The sequence below is a fragment of the Pseudomonas sp. NFR16 genome (assembly GCF_900108875.1).
Lineage (GTDB): Bacteria > Pseudomonadota > Gammaproteobacteria > Pseudomonadales > Pseudomonadaceae > Aquipseudomonas.
Genome location: NZ_FNYJ01000002.1, coordinates 818,631 through 834,836, shown reverse-complemented (window position 1 = coordinate 834,836; position 16,206 = coordinate 818,631). Strand labels below are relative to the sequence as shown.

The 16,206-nt window shown below is 61.9% G+C and carries 13 protein-coding genes; 8 read left to right on the top strand and 5 right to left on the bottom strand.

What is annotated here, in order from left to right:
• The first annotated feature begins 1 nt into the window (after nt 1).
• The 3 genes from BMZ10_RS12460 (at nt 2) to BMZ10_RS12450 (ending at nt 4,101) form a co-directional block, all read left to right on the top strand.
• The gene (locus tag BMZ10_RS12460; protein ID WP_093462167.1) at nt 2–607 is read left to right on the top strand and encodes an RNA polymerase sigma factor; all 606 of its coding nucleotides are present in this window, start codon (nt 2–4) and stop codon (nt 605–607) included.
• The gene (locus tag BMZ10_RS12455; protein ID WP_093462164.1) at nt 607–1,605 is read left to right on the top strand and encodes a FecR family protein; all 999 of its coding nucleotides are present in this window, start codon (nt 607–609) and stop codon (nt 1,603–1,605) included. The genes BMZ10_RS12460 and BMZ10_RS12455 overlap by 1 nt, the downstream gene beginning before the upstream one ends.
• Before the next feature lie 138 nt (nt 1,606–1,743).
• Entirely contained in the window at nt 1,744–4,101 is a 2,358-nt protein-coding gene (locus BMZ10_RS12450) for a TonB-dependent siderophore receptor (RefSeq protein ID WP_093462594.1), read from the top strand.
• Between the two features lie 998 nt (nt 4,102–5,099).
• Here the strand turns inward: BMZ10_RS12450 and BMZ10_RS12445 are convergent.
• Nucleotides 5,100–5,975: a helix-turn-helix domain-containing protein gene (locus BMZ10_RS12445; protein WP_093462161.1), complete on the bottom strand. Its 876-nt coding sequence runs from the start codon at nt 5,973–5,975 to the stop codon at nt 5,100–5,102.
• Between the two features lie 301 nt (nt 5,976–6,276).
• On the opposite strand from BMZ10_RS12445, the gene BMZ10_RS12440 reads away from it, so the two are divergent.
• Entirely contained in the window at nt 6,277–7,176 is a 900-nt protein-coding gene (locus BMZ10_RS12440; protein WP_093462158.1) for a DMT family transporter, read from the top strand.
• Between the two features lie 319 nt (nt 7,177–7,495).
• Here the strand turns inward: BMZ10_RS12440 and BMZ10_RS12435 are convergent, their stop codons facing one another.
• Together BMZ10_RS12435 and BMZ10_RS12430 are read right to left on the bottom strand one after the other, a co-directional pair.
• Nucleotides 7,496–8,470 carry a 2-hydroxyacid dehydrogenase gene (locus BMZ10_RS12435; RefSeq protein ID WP_093462155.1) on the bottom strand — a complete coding sequence of 325 codons (975 nt, stop codon included), beginning with the start codon at nt 8,468–8,470 and terminating at the stop codon, nt 7,496–7,498.
• 288 nt (nt 8,471–8,758) lie between these two features.
• On the bottom strand, nt 8,759–9,706 hold the full coding sequence (locus tag BMZ10_RS12430; RefSeq protein WP_093462153.1) for a LysR family transcriptional regulator: 948 nt from the start codon (nt 9,704–9,706) through the stop codon (nt 8,759–8,761).
• Between the two features lie 182 nt (nt 9,707–9,888).
• Here BMZ10_RS12430 and BMZ10_RS12425 point away from each other — a divergent pair, with 182 nt between their 5' ends.
• The 4 genes from BMZ10_RS12425 to BMZ10_RS12410 all read left to right on the top strand — a co-directional run bounded on the left by BMZ10_RS12425 (nt 9,889) and on the right by BMZ10_RS12410 (nt 14,800).
• Nucleotides 9,889–11,400 carry an efflux transporter outer membrane subunit gene (locus BMZ10_RS12425; RefSeq protein ID WP_093462150.1) on the top strand — a complete coding sequence of 504 codons (1,512 nt, stop codon included), beginning with the start codon at nt 9,889–9,891 and terminating at the stop codon, nt 11,398–11,400.
• A gap of 132 nt (nt 11,401–11,532) precedes the next feature.
• Nucleotides 11,533–13,731: an FUSC family protein gene (locus tag BMZ10_RS12420; protein WP_093462147.1), complete on the top strand. Its 2,199-nt coding sequence runs from the start codon at nt 11,533–11,535 to the stop codon at nt 13,729–13,731.
• Nucleotides 13,721–13,921: a DUF1656 domain-containing protein gene (locus tag BMZ10_RS12415; protein ID WP_093462144.1), complete on the top strand. Its 201-nt coding sequence runs from the start codon at nt 13,721–13,723 to the stop codon at nt 13,919–13,921. Before BMZ10_RS12420 ends, BMZ10_RS12415 begins: the two co-directional genes overlap by 11 nt.
• 15 nt (nt 13,922–13,936) lie before the next feature.
• Nucleotides 13,937–14,800, top strand: a complete 864-nt coding sequence (locus tag BMZ10_RS12410; protein ID WP_093462142.1) for an efflux RND transporter periplasmic adaptor subunit — start codon at nt 13,937–13,939, stop codon at nt 14,798–14,800.
• Nucleotides 14,801–14,860: 60 nt separating this feature from the next.
• Here the strand turns inward: BMZ10_RS12410 and BMZ10_RS12405 are convergent, their stop codons facing one another.
• Nucleotides 14,861–15,685 (bottom strand): SDR family oxidoreductase, encoded by an 825-nt coding sequence (locus tag BMZ10_RS12405; protein WP_093462139.1) that lies wholly within the window; start codon nt 15,683–15,685, stop codon nt 14,861–14,863.
• Between the two features lie 26 nt (nt 15,686–15,711).
• Complete coding sequence (locus BMZ10_RS12400; protein WP_093462136.1) at nt 15,712–16,176, bottom strand: multidrug transporter; 465 nt, start codon at nt 16,174–16,176, stop codon at nt 15,712–15,714.
• Between the last annotated feature and the right edge of the window lie 30 nt (nt 16,177–16,206).

Here is a 16,206-nt window from a genome sequence, read left to right as displayed (position 1 = left end):
CATGATCGACCTTACCCCGCCGAATCCGGATCCGGCCTCGCCTGACAATGATCAGGACGCGCCGAAGACCGCACGCGCGCATTTTCTCAAAGTGTTTTTGTCCCAGCGCCCGCAGATGGAAGCGCTGGTCAGTCGGCGTGTCGGCTGCCGGGCGACGGCGGCGGATCTGGTACAGGACCTGTTCGTGCGGTTCTGGCGCAGGCCGCTGGTGCAGGTCGAGGAACTCAACACGTATCTGCTGCGATGCGCAGGCAACATCGCCATCGACCATCTGCGCAACGAAGGCACGCGGGCGCGGTTGAGCGAAGAGCTGATGCCGGACGCACAGGAGGCCCGCGCCGACGAGCCGCAGGCAGCGCTGGAAGCCAGCAATGACCTGCGTCATATCGAAGCGGCGCTGCGCGGATTGCCCGAAAGGACCCGGCAGATTTTCCTGCTCAATCGCATTCACGGGCGCAAGTACGGCGAGATCGCTAAAGCCATGGGGCTTTCGCAAAGTGCAGTGGAAAAACATATGATGCGCGCCTTGCAAGCCTGCAAGGCAAGCCTGGATCTGGACGCCGGACGGGCTGCTCCCGCTCGTGCGAAGTCCGAGGACGCACGTTGATGAAAGCGCCTGTGGATTCGATCCGGATGATGACCCCTGAACAACACGCTGCCGCGCTGAACTGGCTGAGTCTGCTGCACGATGAGCCGACGGCTGACGACCAGGCGCGTTTCAGCCGCTGGCTGCAAGCTGATCCGGCCCATGCCGAGGCCTACGCGCAGGCTCAGGTGCTGTGGGAATTGAGCGAAGAACCGGCGGCTCGTGTGGCGGCTGAAGACGCTGTCGCGCTCGATGCGCTGCTCAAGGCCATGGATGATGCGCCGCGCGAACGCACGCTGCCGCGCTGGAGCGCAGCCTTGGCGATGGCGGCGTCTCTGGTGCTCATGGTGGGCGTTGGCCTGGGCTGGAAACCGCAGCGATGGGTCGATGATTTCGGCGCCGATTACGTGTCTGCTCCCGGTCAGGTGCGCACGGTGACGCTGGCGGATCAATCGCAGGTGACGCTGGAGGCCGACAGCGCGATTGCCGTGCATTTCAGCCACGGGGAGCGGCATGTCGAGCTGCGCCGTGGTGCGGCGTTCTTTCAGGTCACGCACACCGGAGAGCCGTTCGTGGTCGAGGGCGGTCAGGGTGAAACCCGAGTGCTCGGCACGCAATTCGAAGTGCGCCTGCAGCCGGTGGGCGCTCAGGTCACGGTGCTGTCAGGGCGGGTGGGTGTGAAAGCGGGCGCGCAGTTGCCGCAGCAGATTCTCACGGCCGGTCAACAGGTCGATTATGACCTTGCCCGCACCAGTGAGCCCCGAGCGGTGGACAGTGAAAATCAGCTGGCGTGGCGTCAGGGCTGGCTCAACTACTACCGCACGCCGCTGGCCGATGTCATCGATGATTTGAGTCGCTATTACCCGGGACGCATCGTCGTGCTCAACGATGAGCTGGCAGCGAAGACAGTCAGCGGCAGTTTCCCCAGCAAAGACCCGCAAGCCGTGCTGGCCGCGCTGAAATCGGTCATCGGTTTCGAGCAGTACGAAGCGTTGGGACGGGTGATCGTGATCCGCTGATCAGCAAGGGTCGGTCCAGTCGGGACGTCTGACAAATCATGCTCGCCCGCCATCAGGCGGCGAACGTGATCGTGGCCGACCACAGGTTCGTGGTGCATTCGGAGGGGCTTCAACTTGAAAGTCTGGCTCGGCATTTCCATGCTGACGGTCGGGAGCGCATGCGTTCAAGCGGCGGAGCCGGCCTACACGTTTTCCATCGCCGCGAAGCCCTTGCCTCAGGCACTCAGCGATTTCAGCCGAGTGACAGGGCAGGGCATCATCTATACGCAGGAAACGCCCTACCGCATCGAAGCGCCAGCACTCAGCGGATCGTTCAGTGCCGAGCAGGCGTTGCGCATCCTGTTGGGCAAGTCCGGCCTGACGTTCCGGCGCGCGACGCCCACGACCTTTACCCTGGAACCTGTTGCCGTCGATGGCGCGATCACCCTCGGCCTGACGCAGATCGATTCGCGGCGTAACGCGACGTCGAGTTATCAGCCGCCCGTCAGCACCTCGGTGATGCGCACGTCAACGCCGCCGTTGGAAAACCCTCAGGCTGTGAGTGTGGTGCCGGCGCAAGTGCTCAGCGATCAGGCGCCGCGTAATCTCGACGACGCGCTGAACAATGTCAGCGGCGTGACCCAGGGCAACACGCTGGGCAGCACTCAGGACACTCTGATGAAGCGCGGATTCGGCGACAATCGCGATGGCTCGATCATGCGCGACGGCATGCCCGTGGTGCAGGGGCGCAGCCTCAACGCAACGGCTGAGCGGATTGAAGTGCTCAAGGGCCCGGCGTCCGTGCTGTACGGGATTCAGGATCCTGGCGGCGTCATCAATGTGGTCAGCAAGCGCCCGCAGTTGCAGCCCTATACCGCCTTGACGGCGCGGGGCTCCAGCTATGGATCGGGCAAGAACGGCAGCGGCGGCACGCTCGACAGTACCGGCGCCTTGGGCGATGCTGACGAGCAAGGGCAGGGCCTGGCCTACCGGATGATCGTCGATCATGAAGATGAAGATTACTGGCGCAATTTCGGCGTTCATCGCGAGACGCTGATCGCGCCTTCGCTGGCCTGGTACGGTGACGACACGCAACTGTTGGCCGCCTACGAGCACCGAGAGTTTCTGTCGCCTTTCGATCGGGGCACGGCCATTGACCCGCGCACCAGCCGACCGCTGGATATTCCGGCCGGACGCCGCCTTGATGAGCCGTTCAACAGCATGGAAGGTCGCTCGGATCTGTATCGGGTCGAGGTCGATCAAGGATTAGACGACAACTGGAAAGCGCATCTGGGATTCAGTTACAACCGCGAAACGTACGATGCCAGCCAGGTCCGCGTCACGGCGGTGAGTCCGGTCGACGGCACACTCACGCGCTCGATGGATGGAACAGGGAATGCCCTGAGCGTCGATCGCTTCACCACCCTCAGCCTTGCCGGCACGACAGATCTGGCGGGCATGCAGCATGAGGTGCTGTTCGGCGTCGACGATGAATACCGCAAGATATATCGCGGCGAACTGATCCGCCAAAAAAGCCGCACGACGTTCAGCTACGCCGATCCGGTCTATGGCCAGGAGGTCGAGGGCACGCAGGTCAGCGCGTCGGACAGCAATCAGAAGGACATCCTGCGCACTGACTCACTGTTCTTTCAGGATTCCGTTCACCTGAGCGACCGCTGGATTTTCGTGGCCGGTGCGCGCTATGAAATGTTCGATCAGCAGGCCGGCAAAGGCACGCCCTTTACCCGCAACACTGACCTCAACGGTGACAAATGGATTCCCCGGGCCGGCCTCGTGTATCGCTACAACGATGAGCTGTCGCTTTATGGCAGCTACACCGAGTCGTTCAAACCCAACTCCAGCATTGCGACGCTCGCAGACAACACGGTGCTGGGCTCGGACACGCCACCGGAGCGAGCGAAGTCGTGGGAGTTGGGCGCGAAATGGGATGTGGACAATCGCATGAGCGCAACGCTGGCGCTGTTCGACATCCGCAAGCGCGATGTGCTGGTGGCCAATTTCGACTCGCAGACGACCCAGACGGTCTACACCACGGCGGGCGAAGTGCATTCGCGGGGGATGGAGCTCGATGTGAGCGGGGAGCTGTCCGATCGCTGGAGCCTGATCGGCGGCTACGCGTTCACTGACGCCTGGGTGGTCGACGATCCGACGCTCAAGGGCAATCGCTTGCAGAACGTGCCGAGACACAGCGGCTCGCTTTCGGCGGTTTACGATTTCGGTCAGGTACTGGGGTCCGATCGATTGCGCGCTGGTGCCGGGGCGCACTGGGTGAGCAAACGCGCCGGCAACCCGGACAACGATTTCAATTTGCCGGGCTACGCCGTTGCCGACGCGTTCGCGACCTATGAAACAAGGCTGGACGGCCAGAAAGTGAAGTTGCAGCTCAATGTGAAGAACCTCTTCGACCGCACCTATTACAGCTCGGCAGTCAGCCGCTACTTCGTCTCGATGGGCGATGCCCGTCAGGTGATCCTCGCGACCACACTGGAATTCTGAGTCGGCAATACAGCGCCGTTTGCCTGACATAACGCGCCAGCCGGTTGTACTGCCGGTGCCCGGCAGTTCGCGAGCACGCTCGCTCCAACAGGATGGGTGTTGGCGCGGGCGGACAGTGAATGACCGCAGCAGCGCGCTTGCCCGCGAAAAGTGGCTCCGGGCTGCTGCATCGCCACAGCCGGCACTGGCCTCTTCCCGGCTAAAGCCGGTCCTACAGGGGCAGCCTGCACCGGCCTTTTCCCGGTTCAAGCCGGTCCTACAGGGGCGCATGCACCGGCCTCTTCCCGGTTCAAGCCGGTCCTACAGGGGCAGCCTGCACTGGCCTTTGCCCGGCTAAAGCCGGTCCTACATGGGCAGCATGCACCGGCCTTTTCCCGGCTAAAGCCGGTCCTACAGGGGCGCATGCACCGGCCTCTTCCCGGTTCAAGCCGGTCCTACAGGGGCAGCCTGCACTGGCCTTTGCCCGGCTAAAGCCGGTCCTACAGGGGCAGCATGCACTGGCCTTTTCCCGGCTGAGGCCGGTCCTACAGGGGCCACCTGCACTGGCCTTTTCCCGGCTAAAGCCGGTCCTACAGGGGCAGCCTGCACTGGCCTTTGCCCGGCTAAAGCCGGTCCTACAGGGGCAGCATGCACTGGCCTTTTCCCGGCTGAGGCCGGTCCTACAGGGGCCACCTGCACTGGCCTTTTCCCGGCTAAAGCCGGTCCTACAGGGGCAGCCTGCACTGGCCTTTGCCCGGCTAAAGCCGGTCCTACAGGGGCGCATGCACCGGCCTCTTCCCGGCTGAAGGCGGTCCTATAGGCGCTGCAAGTTTTTCGTAGGACCGGCTTTAGCCGGGAAGGCGTCGGGCGTTACGCTGTTGATCGAAGGGGGCGTATCCACAGATTCTCGGGTGTTGGCGAGCAAGCACTCCCACAGAATCCGGCGCATTGGCGAGTATTTGATCAGCCAAAAGCAATGCATCACCCAGGGCGCAAGCTCAGGTCTTCTCGGGTTTGGATCAGGACTGGAACGCCATCCGGTATTCACCGGCCGTGGCGCCCATCGCCTGTTTGAACCTGTTGCTGAAATGACTGGCGCTGGCGAATCCGCATTCCACTGCAATTTCGCCAAACGCCATGCGCGTGCTGCGCAGCAGGTCGCGGGCGCGGCTGATTCGGCGGGCAAGCAGATATTGATGAGGCGGCAGGCCAAAGCTCTCGCGGAACATCCGTGCGAAATGGTATTCCGACAGCGAGCACGTGCCCGCCAACTGACCCAGGCTCAGCGGTTCTGCGAGGTTCAGCTCGATGAACTCCACCAGTTGACGGCGCAAATGTGGGGCGAGACCGCCCTTCAGGCGAAGCCCTTCACGCAGCCCCACCTGGCTGAGGATCATGTGGTCGAGCAGTTCATGCGCCAGGCTGCTGGTGAGCAGGCGTTCGCCTGGCTCCTTCCAGTTCATGCCGATCAATCGGTGAAAACGCTCAGCCTGCTGCGGATCGGCCAGAAAGGTCTTTTCCTGCAACGCCAGCTCGCGCGGCTCTCGGTCGAGCAGGGTGACGCAGTTCAGGGAAAACTGCTCGGGACTGATATACAAATGCGCCAGGCGAATCTCCCCGTTCACCACCCAAGACGACTGATGCCCGGCCGGCAGTGTGCAGATTTTGTCGGGGGAACCCTTTTTATCGGGCTGATCGCGGCGAAAGGTCCCCGTGCCGCCGGCGATGTAACAGGACAGCGTGTGATGGCTGGGTGCGTGATAATCCTGCGAGTCATGCCGGTTGTTCCACAAGGCCGCCACTACGCCATCGCCCAGAAACGCGCTCTGCTCCAGCCGCGCATGGGGCGAGCTGTTCAGGGACTGGAAGACTTGGATGGTGTCCAGTGACGACATAGGCATCTCGTGAAATAGAGGTTGGCGGTGTCGGGTCGGCGGAAAATAACCTGTGGGGTAGAGCGTGCTCACGAACGCTCGGGTGAAGCCGCGACCTCGCTATCGGCATGCGTCAGCCTTCGCGCTCCCACAGGCAACTTCGTCACCGGCCGCACAGCGTGGTGTCAACTGCATCGTCCATGTGCCGAATCCTACTCCGCCCATGCGCCGCTGCCATCCTCCCGGCGATCAAATGCGCAAGATTATGCAAATGACGACCAGACGGAGCGCTCAGACTGGCATCTCATTGAGGGAGCCAGTCATGAACATCTCGCTGTATCTGCTGACCGTTTTGATCTGGGGCACCACCTGGATCGCCCTGAAAATGCAATTGGGCGAGGTGGCCATTCCCGTCTCGATCGTCTACCGATTCGGTCTGGCAGCGCTGATCCTGTTCGCAATGCTGCTGATCAGCGGCAAGCTGCAGCGGGTCAATCGGCGTGGACAACTGATTTGCCTGGCCCAGGGGGTGTGTCTGTTCTGCGTGAACTTCATGTGCTTCCTGCATGCCAGCCAGTGGGTACCGAGCGGTTTGGTCGCCGTGGTGTTTTCCACATCGACGCTATGGAACGCGCTCAATGCGCGGGTGTTCTTCAAACAGAAGATTGCACGCAACGTGCTGACCGGCGGAGCGCTGGGACTGCTCGGCCTGGGCTGCCTGTTCTGGCCCGAGCTGTCGGGACACAGTGCCAGTCGCGAAACGTTGATCGGCCTTGGCCTGGCGTTGCTCGGCACGCTGTGCTTCTCGGCAGGCAACATGCTCTCAAGCCTGCAGCAGAAAGCCGGTCTTCGGCCTCTGACCACCAATGCCTACGGCATGTTGTATGGCGCAACGATGCTGTGCCTCTACTGCCTGCTCAGCGGAACGCCGTTCAGTTTTGAATGGAATACGCGTTACGTCGGCTCGCTGCTGTATCTGGTCATCCCGGGTTCGGTGATTGGATTCACGGCTTATCTGACGCTGGTCGGACGCATGGGGCCGGAGCGCGCGGCGTACTGCACGGTGCTGTTTCCGGTGGTGGCACTGAACGTCTCGGCGCTTGCCGAAGGTTACCAATGGACGTTACCCGCGTTGATAGGGCTGGTCCTGGTGATGATGGGCAACGTGTTGGTGTTCAGGAAGCCGAAACCCGCGGTGCCCGTGGCGGCGAAGCTGGCCTGAAAATCGCGTCAGTCATTGTCCTCATCGCGAGCAAGCTACCGCTCCAGGGACTCGCCATTTGCCTGACGTTCCGGCTGTGCACACGTGCTCGGGGCCGCCATGGGACGAGTCTGATTTCTGCCTTCCCAACATGCACCGGCCTCTTCCCGGCTAAAGCCGGTCCTACAGACGTTGCAAGCTTTTCGGAGGACCAACTGAAGCCGGTCCTACAGACGTTGCAAGCTTTTCGGAGGACCGGCTGAAGCCGGTCCTACAGACACTGCAAGCTTTTCGTAGGACCGGCTTTAGCCGGGAAAGCATCCGGTCAGGCGCTTGATCTTCAGCCTTTCCACACCTGTGCGTTCACCAGATCCTGTGGCTTCTCACCGAGCAAGGCCGCACGCAGGTTGGCGTAGGCGCGGTCGGCCATGGCCTGACGGGTTTCGTCAGTGGCTGAGCCGATGTGGGGCAGCGTCACCGCGTTGCTCAGATGGAACAGCGGCGATTCGGCCAGCGGTTCCTTTTCGTAGACATCCAGGCCCGCACCGCGAATGGTGCCGTTCTTCAGTGCCTCGATCAGCGCGGGCTCGTCGACGATCGGCCCGCGGGCGATGTTCACCAGAATGGCGCTCTTTTTCATCAGCGACAGCTCGCGCGTACTGATCAAGTGCTTGGTCTTCTCGCTCAGCGGCACGACCAGGCAGACGAAATCCGACTCGGCCAGCAGTTGATCCAGCGTACGGAATTGCGCGCCCAGCTCCTGCTCAATCGCCGTTTTACGGCTGTTGCCGCTGTACAGGATGGGCATGTTGAAACCCAGACGACCGCGACGAGCGACGGCAGCGCCGATGTTGCCCATGCCGACGATCCCCAATGTCTTCCCGTAAACATCAGTGCCGAAATGCGGCGCTTCGATGCTGCGGGTCCACTTTCCGGCCTTGGTGTAGGCGTCCAGTTCGGCCACGCGACGAGCGCTGCTCATGATCAGCGAGAAGCCCAGGTCCGCGGTGCTTTCGGTCAACACGTCCGGGGTGTTGGTGAGCATGATTCCGCGTTCGGTGAGGTAGGAAACGTCGTAGTTGTCATAGCCAACGGAAATGCTCGACACAACTTCCAGCTGACGGGCACTTTCCAACTGTTCACGCCCCAGCTTGCGACCGGCGCCGATCATGCCGTGGCTGTGTGGCAGGGCTTCGTTGAACTGCTCGTTCAGATCCCCCTTTTTCGGGTCCGGAATGATCACGTTGAAGTCTTGCTGCAAGCGCTCGGCCATTTCCGGGGACACGCGGCTGAAGGCAAGGACAGTCTTTTTCATCGGATAGCTTCTCTCGTGCAGTTCAGATGGGAAGTGCGTAGCACGCTAACATTCTTGTTGTTGGATTGGCGAGATTGGTGAGAAAGATACCCAAAGCGTGTAGGAGCGTGGCTTGTCCCGCGACCGGCTGCGCGGCAGCCGTGAAATCAGCGGCCGCGATACACCTGAAATACCGAGGCGTCAGGGGTTACGACGACTTCGTCGCCGTTCGCGGGACAAGCCACGCTCCTAAATTCGGGTGCGTATCAGGCTTCACACCGCCTTCGGCAAGTGGATGCGTGTCAGGGCTTAGCCCACCTCCGGCAATACATGAGTCTGCAAATCTGCCTCATGCGCCGCCATGATTTCCGGCAGGGACCCGCGCAGGTATTCCACCCAGGTCTTGATCTTCGCATCCAGATACTGACGTGACGGGTAGATCGCGTACAGATTCAGCTCGTGCGAGCGGTATTGCGGCAACACGCGAACGAGCGAGCCGTTGCGCAGACCTTCGATGGCGGAGTAGATCGGCAGAATCCCGATGCCCATGCCGCTGCTGATCGCCGCTTTCATGGCGTCTGCCGAGTTCACAAGGAACGGCGAGCTGGCGATGGTCACGGTTTCCTGACCTTCCGGGCCGTCGAACGCCCATTTTTCCAGTGGAAACACCGGGCTGACCAGACGCAGGCACGCGTGATTGAGCAGGTCCGCGGGCTTGTGCGCCATGCCGAACGCTTTGACGTAGGCGGGCGACGCACAGACGATGCTGTAGGTAATGCCCAGGCGCTGCGACACGAACCCTGAGTCCGGCAACTCGCTGGCCAGCACGATGGACACGTCGTATCCCTCTTCGAGCAAGTCCGGCACGCGGTTGGTCATGGTCAAGTCGAAGGACACGTCAGGATGATTCCGGCGATAGCGGGCAATGGCATCGATCACGTAATGCTGGCCGACGCCTGTCATCGAATGGACCTTCAGCTGTCCGGCCGGACGCGCATGGGCGTCGCTGGCTTCGGCTTCGGCTTCTTCGACGTATCCCAGAATCTGCTCGCAACGCAGCAGGTAACGCTTGCCCGCTTCGGTCAGGGCAATGCGTCGCGTGGTGCGGTTGAGGAGACGGGTTTGCAGGTGAGCTTCGAGATTGGAGACGGCGCGCGAAACGTTGGCGGTGGTGGTGTCCAGCTGAGCCGCAGCAGCGGTAAAGCTGCCCGCCTGTGCCACGCAACTGAAGGCGCGCATGTTTTGCAGAGTGTCCATTGGCCGTTCTCTGGTGAGATAGCAAATTGTGACATGAAGTAACTGATCCATGTCAGCCATACCAAAGGATTATCTTCCGTTCAGTAACAAAGATTCACAGAAGTCCCGGCTTATCGCCGTTCGAGGCGCATCCTAGAATCTCGGCTCGATTCTTCCTCCTCTTCATTCGGGTAATTGCAGCTGTGCCGCGTCGCATTCTCAGAGGGCTCAAGCCCCTCAGTGTCTGGGCTTTAACGTTACTCATCAGCGGCTGCATCGGCACTGGCGGAATCGCCCCAAAGGGCACTTCATTGCCGGCGAACGAGTTGGCGACCGACGACGCGATCAAAGAAGCTGCCAAAGACGCTCACTGGCCCGACGGTCAATGGTGGCGGGCGTATGGCGATGATCAGCTCAATCACTGGATCGAACTGGCCGCGCTGGGCAGCCCGACGCTGGCCATTGCCGCCGCGCGAGTGCGTCAGGCCAAGGCCATGGCCGGTATTGCCGAATCTGCCGAATCGCTGCACATCAATGGCGACAGCACGCTCAAACGTCACAACTGGCCGACCGACCAGTTTTACGGGCCGGGCGAGCTGTCGAACACCAGCACGTGGGACAACAATGCGTCCATCGGGCTGAGTTACTCGCTCGACCTCTGGGGCCGGGAAAGCAACAACACCGAACAGGCGCTGGACATGGCGCACATGAGCGCCGCCGAAGAGCGTCAGGCGCAGCTCGAGCTGCAAGACAACATCGTGCGCGCCTACATTCAGCTGTCGCTCAATTACGCTCAGCGTGACATCGCCGAGGCGACGCTGGCTCAGCAACAGCAGATTCTCGACCTGGCGCAACGGCGTCTGAAGGGCGGCATCGGCACGCATTTCGAGGTCAGTCAGGCCGAGACGCCGCTGCCTGAAACCCATCGGCAGATCGATTCGCTGGACGAGGCGATCGCCCTGAGTCGCAATCAGATCGCCGCACTGGCGGGCAAGGGGCCGGGCGAGGGTGCGAGCCTCAAGCGCCCGACCTTGTCGCTCAATGCCGCGCTGAAGCTGCCGTCGGCGTTGCCGGCCCAATTGCTTGGTCAGCGTCCAGATGTCGTTGCCAGTCGCTGGCGGGTGGCGGCTCAGGCGCGGGGCATCGATGTCGCGCATGCCGGGTTTTATCCTAACGTCGACCTGATGGGCAGCCTGGGTTACATGGCCACCGGCGGCGGCATGCTGGAGTTTCTCACCGGCAAGAAATTCAACTACAGCTTCGGGCCGGCGATCAGCCTGCCGATCTTCGACGGCGGCCGTCTGCGCTCCGAACTGGGCGTGGCGTCGGCCGGCTATGACACCGCTGTGGCGCAGTACAACCAGACCCTGGTGACGGCGCTCAAGAGCATTTCCGATCAGTTGATCCGCCGCGAGTCGATGAACAAGCAACTGGTGTTCGCCGACCAGTCGGTGGCGGCTGCGCAGAAAACCTACGATATCGCGATGGTCGCTTATCAACGCGGTCTGACCGATTACCTCAATGTGCTCAATGCCCAGACGTTGCTGTTTCATCAGCAACAGGTGCAACAGCAGGTGCAGGCTGCGCGTCTTACCGTGCATGCCGAACTGGTGGTCGCGCTGGGCGGTGGCCTGATGGCGGGCAATGATTCGCCGTCCGCCGACAAGACCGTCGCGCCGAAGACGCCGGCGTCATTGACCATGCTTGGGCGGTGAGGCAAGTGAATAGGTGTCGGCCATACCGGCTTTTTCGCGGGCAAGCGCGCTCCTGCAGTGGATCGCGATTTTCTGTAGGCGCGCGCTTGCCCGCGATTGCTATGGACCCTGCCACGCGGGGAGTGATTTGAAATGAATCAAGCCCTGAGCTGGCTCAAATCCCTGGAATGGCGGCGCGAACTCAATGGCTGGGCGCGCAGCGACGGCGTGACGTGGATCTACATCTTCAAGGTGCTGATCGCCGCTTTCCTGACGTACTGGATCGCGATGCGTCTGGAGCTGCCGCAGCCGCGCACGGCCATGATTACTGTGTTCATCGTCATGCAGCCGCAGAGCGGGCATGTATTCGCCAAGAGCTTTTACCGCCTGCTCGGCACGCTGGCAGGTTCGGTGGTGATGGTTACGCTCATGGCGCTGTTTGCCCAGAACAGTGAATTGTTCCTTGGCAGTCTGGCCATCTGGGTCGGCTTTTGCTGCGCCGGTGCTGCGCGGTATCGTAACTTCCGTGCCTACGGTTTCGTGCTGGCCGGCTACACCGCCGCGATGACCGGCCTGCCCGCGCTGGCCCACCCTGAAACTTCGTTCATGGCCGCAGTCTGGCGGTTGCTGGAGATTTCTCTGGGCATCGTCTGTTCGACCCTGGTCACCGCTGCGATCCTGCCGCAAAGCTCGGGCGCCGCCATGCGCAATACCTTGTATCAGCGCTTTGGCACCTTCGCTCAATTCGTCATCAGTGGCCTGCGCGGTGCCAGCGATCCGGCGGCGTTCGAGGCCAGCAACGTGCGCTTCATTGCCGATGCCGTGGGGCTCGAAGGCCTTCGCGCCGTGACGGTTTTCGAAGACCCGCACATGCGTCGGCGCAACGGTCGGCTCAATCGCCTGAACAGCGAATTCATGACCATCACCACCCGTTTCAACGCGCTGCACCAGTTGCTTGAGCGCTTACGCAACCGAGGCGTTACGGCGGCGGTGCAAGCCATTGAACCGGGTCTGCGAGCGCTCACGCAGTTGCTCGAACCCTTCGCCGGACGCCCGCTGACCGACTCAGATGCGGCATTGCTGGCCGATCGTCTGAGCGTCTACAAGGCTGACCTGCCTGACCGCGTGCGCAATCTGCGGGCCGAGTTCGTCAAGACAAACCCCAGCGACGACGACCTTCTGGATTTCCACACCGCCTACGAACTGCTGTATCGCTTCGTCGACGACATGCACGATTACGCCCAGACGCACGCGTCTCTGGCTGACCACAGCCATGCGCGTGAGAAATGGGTCGAGCCCTTCGTCTCCACCACCAACTGGATGGCGTCGGTCGCCTCCGGCGTGCGGGCGACGTTCATCCTGGGCATGATGTCAGTGTATTGGGTGGCGACCGCCTGGCCGAGCGGCGCTTCAATGACACTGGTCTCGGCGGCGACGGTCGCATTGTCGGCGACGACGCCCAATCCGCGACGCATGTCTTTCCAGATGGCGTGCGGCACCTTTCTCGGCGCGCTGCTGGGCTTTTTCATCACCTTTTTCGTCCTGCCCCGCATCGATGGCTTCCCTTTGCTGTGCATGGTGCTGGCGCCGGTTTTCGTGTTCGGCGTGTTCCTCACCACGCGGCCGCAGTGGGTCGGTTACGGTCTGGGCTTGCTGATCTTCTTCAGCATCGGCTCCGCCCCGGACAACCTGACGGTCTACAACCCATATGCCTTCATCAACGATTACATCGCCATGGTTTTGGGCATGTTGCTGTGTGCGGCGGCGGGGGGGATCATTCTGCCGCCCAACAGCCGCTGGCTCTGGCAGCGGCTGGAAGGCGATCTGCGTCAGCAAGTGAGTTTTGCCATCAGTGCGCCGTTGCGCGGCATTCGTTCGAATTTCGAGAGCCGCACCCGCGACCTGATGCATCAGGCGTATGGCCTGGCGGCGGGCAAACCGGAAGTGCAGCGCAATCTGCTGCGCTGGATGTTCGTGGTGCTGGAGATCGGCCACGCAATTATCGAGCTGCGTCGCGAGCAGGATGTCCTGCCCGTGCACCCCAGTTATGCCGAGTCGCAGCCGTGGCGGCAGGCGATCCGGGCCATGGGCCGTTCACTGATTCGTCTGTTCCTTCAGCCGGACCGGCACAACCTGGCGCGCGGCCTGTACGCCGTGGATCACGCAATCTTCTGCGTGCAGAACACCGACGAACCCTTCGCCCCGCATTTCGACACGTCGGCGCTGCGACGAGTCAAGAGCTATCTGCACTTCATCCGCACCTGTCTGCTGGACCCGCAGTCACCGTTGGCGGCCTATGCGCCAGCACAACCGCCCGCTCTGGAGCCTCAAGGACTTCCCCATGCCACGTGAAATTGCCTTTCACGGCGTTTACATGCCGAGCGTGACCGTGATGTTTCTGGTCGCGATGGTGCTTTCCTGGGCGCTGGATCGCTTCATGTCCGGGCTCGATCTGTACCGTTTTTTCTGGCATCCGGCGCTGCTGCGCCTGAGCCTGTTCAGCTGCATTTTCGGCGCGATGGCGCTCACTGTTTACCGTTGAGGCACGTTGGTTGACATGAAAAAGGTCTTTAGTCTGATCGCCACTTTACTGATTCTGGCGCTGGCCATCTGGATCGGTCGGTTGCTGTGGATTCATTACATGGACACGCCCTGGACGCGTGACGGGCGCGTGCGCGCGGATGTGATCAACGTTGCCGCCGACGTCAGCGGCATGGTCATCGACGTCCCGGTCAAGGATAACCAGCCGGTGAAAAAAGGTGACCTGCTGATGCAGATCGACCCTGATCACTACCAGCTGGCGGTCAAGCAGGCTGAAGCGCTGGTGGCCTCGCGCAAAGCAACCTGGGAGATGCGCAAGGTCAACGCCAATCGTCGCAAGGACATGGACGCGCTGGTGATCTCCGCAGAAAACCGCGAAGACGCCTCCAACGTCGCCAACTCGGCACAGGCCGATTACCAGCTGGCCGTCGCACAATTGGAAGCGGCGCAACTGAACCTGCAACGCACCAAAGTTCTGGCGGCGGTGGATGGCTACGTCACCAACCTCAATGTGCATCGCGGCGATTACGCGCGCATCGGCGAGGCGAAAATGGCAGTCGTCGACAAGAACTCGTTCTGGGTCTACGGCTTCTTCGAAGAAACCAAACTGCCGCACGTCAGGATCGGTGACCCGGCCGACATGCAATTGATGAGCGGCGAAGTGATGAAGGGCCACGTCGAAAGCATCGCCCGCGCCATCTACGACCGCGACAACCCTGAAAGCCGCGAGCTGATCGCCGACGTTAACCCGACCTTCAACTGGGTGCGTCTGGCCCAGCGTGTCCCGGTCCGCATTCACCTGGACCACGTGCCGGAAAGCGTCGTGCTGGCGGCGGGCATCACCTGTACCGTGATCGTCAATCCTGAGGTTGAGCAGTAAGCGAGACCGACGCAGTCGATGCTGCGCGTGCCCATGCGGCCTGGCAACCCTGAATGCCGGTCACAGCGGTTGATTGAGCTTGAAGCGCCTGCTCAGGATTCTCTCCAGCAGGGCTGTCGGCAACAGCCGCTCCATGAGGGGCAGGGCGCGGCTGCCGTTGCCGGAGCGCAGCAAGCGCGGTGGTTTGTCTTTCTGAACCGCGTTGAGGACATCGCGGGCAAAGTCCTTGGCCGGGGTCGGATTGCCCTGGGACGCGTTGGCCCTCGCGCGGATGCCTTCGCGCAGCGGCCACCACGGGGAGCTTTCATGGATGACCTGCTCGGCTGCCTGGCTGGCATTGCTCGCAAATCGCGTGTCGATGGCGCCGGGCTGCACCTCCATCACGCGCATGCCGAACGGCGCCAGTTCCATGCGCAGTGCTTCGCTCATCGCATGAACGGCCGCTTTCGAGGCGCAATAAGCGCCGCCGAATGGCGTGACCAACACCCCTGAAACGCTGCCGATGTTCACCACCAGCCCTTTATTTCGACGCAGCAGGGGGAACAGCGCGCGCGTCACGCCGACGATAGAGAACACGTTGGTTTCGAACTGTCTGCGCATACCTTCCACACCGCCGTCGAGAAGCGGTCCGATGCCGCCGTAACCGGCATTGTTGATCAGCACATCGAGTCCCTTACCGTGGCGATCGAGCGCAGCGGCCAGTTTCTCCAGCGCAGCGCTGTCGTTGACGTCCAGCTCCATCGCCTGAAAGCCTGCCGCAGCCAGTGCCTGAACATCCGCAGCCTTGCGCGCGGTGGCCCAGACCTCGTGCCCGGACGCTTTGAATGCGTCTGCCATGGCGCGGCCGATGCCGCTGGAACAACCGGTGATCAGGACGACAGGCATAGGGTTCATTCCTTGAGTCGAGAGGGTCAGTCCGAGAACGTGCCTTGCAGGCGCTCGGCGCGGAAATTCAGCGTCTGCGGCCGGTAACCCGGGCGAAGGGGCGGCAGCGGCAGGCAATCCTGCCATTGATTGCCCGGCAGCAGTTCGCCCGGACCACGATAGCGCGGCGCCGTGTAGGTATCTTCTGCGAGGTTGACCGTGTCGCCGGGCGCGTAGGCCGCCACCTTCCAGCGCAGCTCCGTGAGGGCAACATTGTTACCGTTATCGATCAGAACCAGCAGCGGCCGACCGGTCGGGCACTGCTGCGGTGCGAAATCCAGGCGCAACTGCAGACGCTCCAGACGCTGGGTTTCTCGACTGTCCTGCCACATCACCACCGCCGCGACGATACCCAGGCCGACCGCCGCCGCCAGCGAAACCGGCAGGGCTCTGGCGGGGTAACGCAGCAGAAGGACCAGCCAGGTGAGGATCAGTACGGCGCCGATAAGCATGTCTTCGGACTCGTGAATGCGAATGCTGGC

What these genes read in the sequence shown, in the direction of transcription:
- BMZ10_RS12415 (WP_093462144.1), top strand. Translation starts at nt 13,721, where the DNA reads ATGCCACGTGAAATTGCCTTTCACGGCGTTTACATGCCGAGCGTGACC.
- BMZ10_RS12450 (WP_093462594.1), top strand. Translation starts at nt 1,744, where the DNA reads ATGCTGACGGTCGGGAGCGCATGCGTTCAAGCGGCGGAGCCGGCCTAC.
- BMZ10_RS12455 (WP_093462164.1), top strand. Translation starts at nt 607, where the DNA reads ATGAAAGCGCCTGTGGATTCGATCCGGATGATGACCCCTGAACAACAC.
- BMZ10_RS12410 (WP_093462142.1), top strand. Translation starts at nt 13,937, where the DNA reads ATGAAAAAGGTCTTTAGTCTGATCGCCACTTTACTGATTCTGGCGCTG.
- BMZ10_RS12445 (WP_093462161.1), bottom strand. Translation starts at nt 5,975, where the DNA reads ATGTCGTCACTGGACACCATCCAAGTCTTCCAGTCCCTGAACAGCTCG.
- BMZ10_RS12400 (WP_093462136.1), bottom strand. Translation starts at nt 16,176, where the DNA reads ATGCTTATCGGCGCCGTACTGATCCTCACCTGGCTGGTCCTTCTGCTG.
- BMZ10_RS12435 (WP_093462155.1), bottom strand. Translation starts at nt 8,470, where the DNA reads ATGAAAAAGACTGTCCTTGCCTTCAGCCGCGTGTCCCCGGAAATGGCC.
- BMZ10_RS12420 (WP_093462147.1), top strand. Translation starts at nt 11,533, where the DNA reads ATGAATCAAGCCCTGAGCTGGCTCAAATCCCTGGAATGGCGGCGCGAA.
- BMZ10_RS12405 (WP_093462139.1), bottom strand. Translation starts at nt 15,685, where the DNA reads ATGCCTGTCGTCCTGATCACCGGTTGTTCCAGCGGCATCGGCCGCGCC.
- BMZ10_RS12460 (WP_093462167.1), top strand. Translation starts at nt 2, where the DNA reads ATGATCGACCTTACCCCGCCGAATCCGGATCCGGCCTCGCCTGACAAT.
- BMZ10_RS12430 (WP_093462153.1), bottom strand. Translation starts at nt 9,706, where the DNA reads ATGGACACTCTGCAAAACATGCGCGCCTTCAGTTGCGTGGCACAGGCG.
- BMZ10_RS12440 (WP_093462158.1), top strand. Translation starts at nt 6,277, where the DNA reads ATGAACATCTCGCTGTATCTGCTGACCGTTTTGATCTGGGGCACCACC.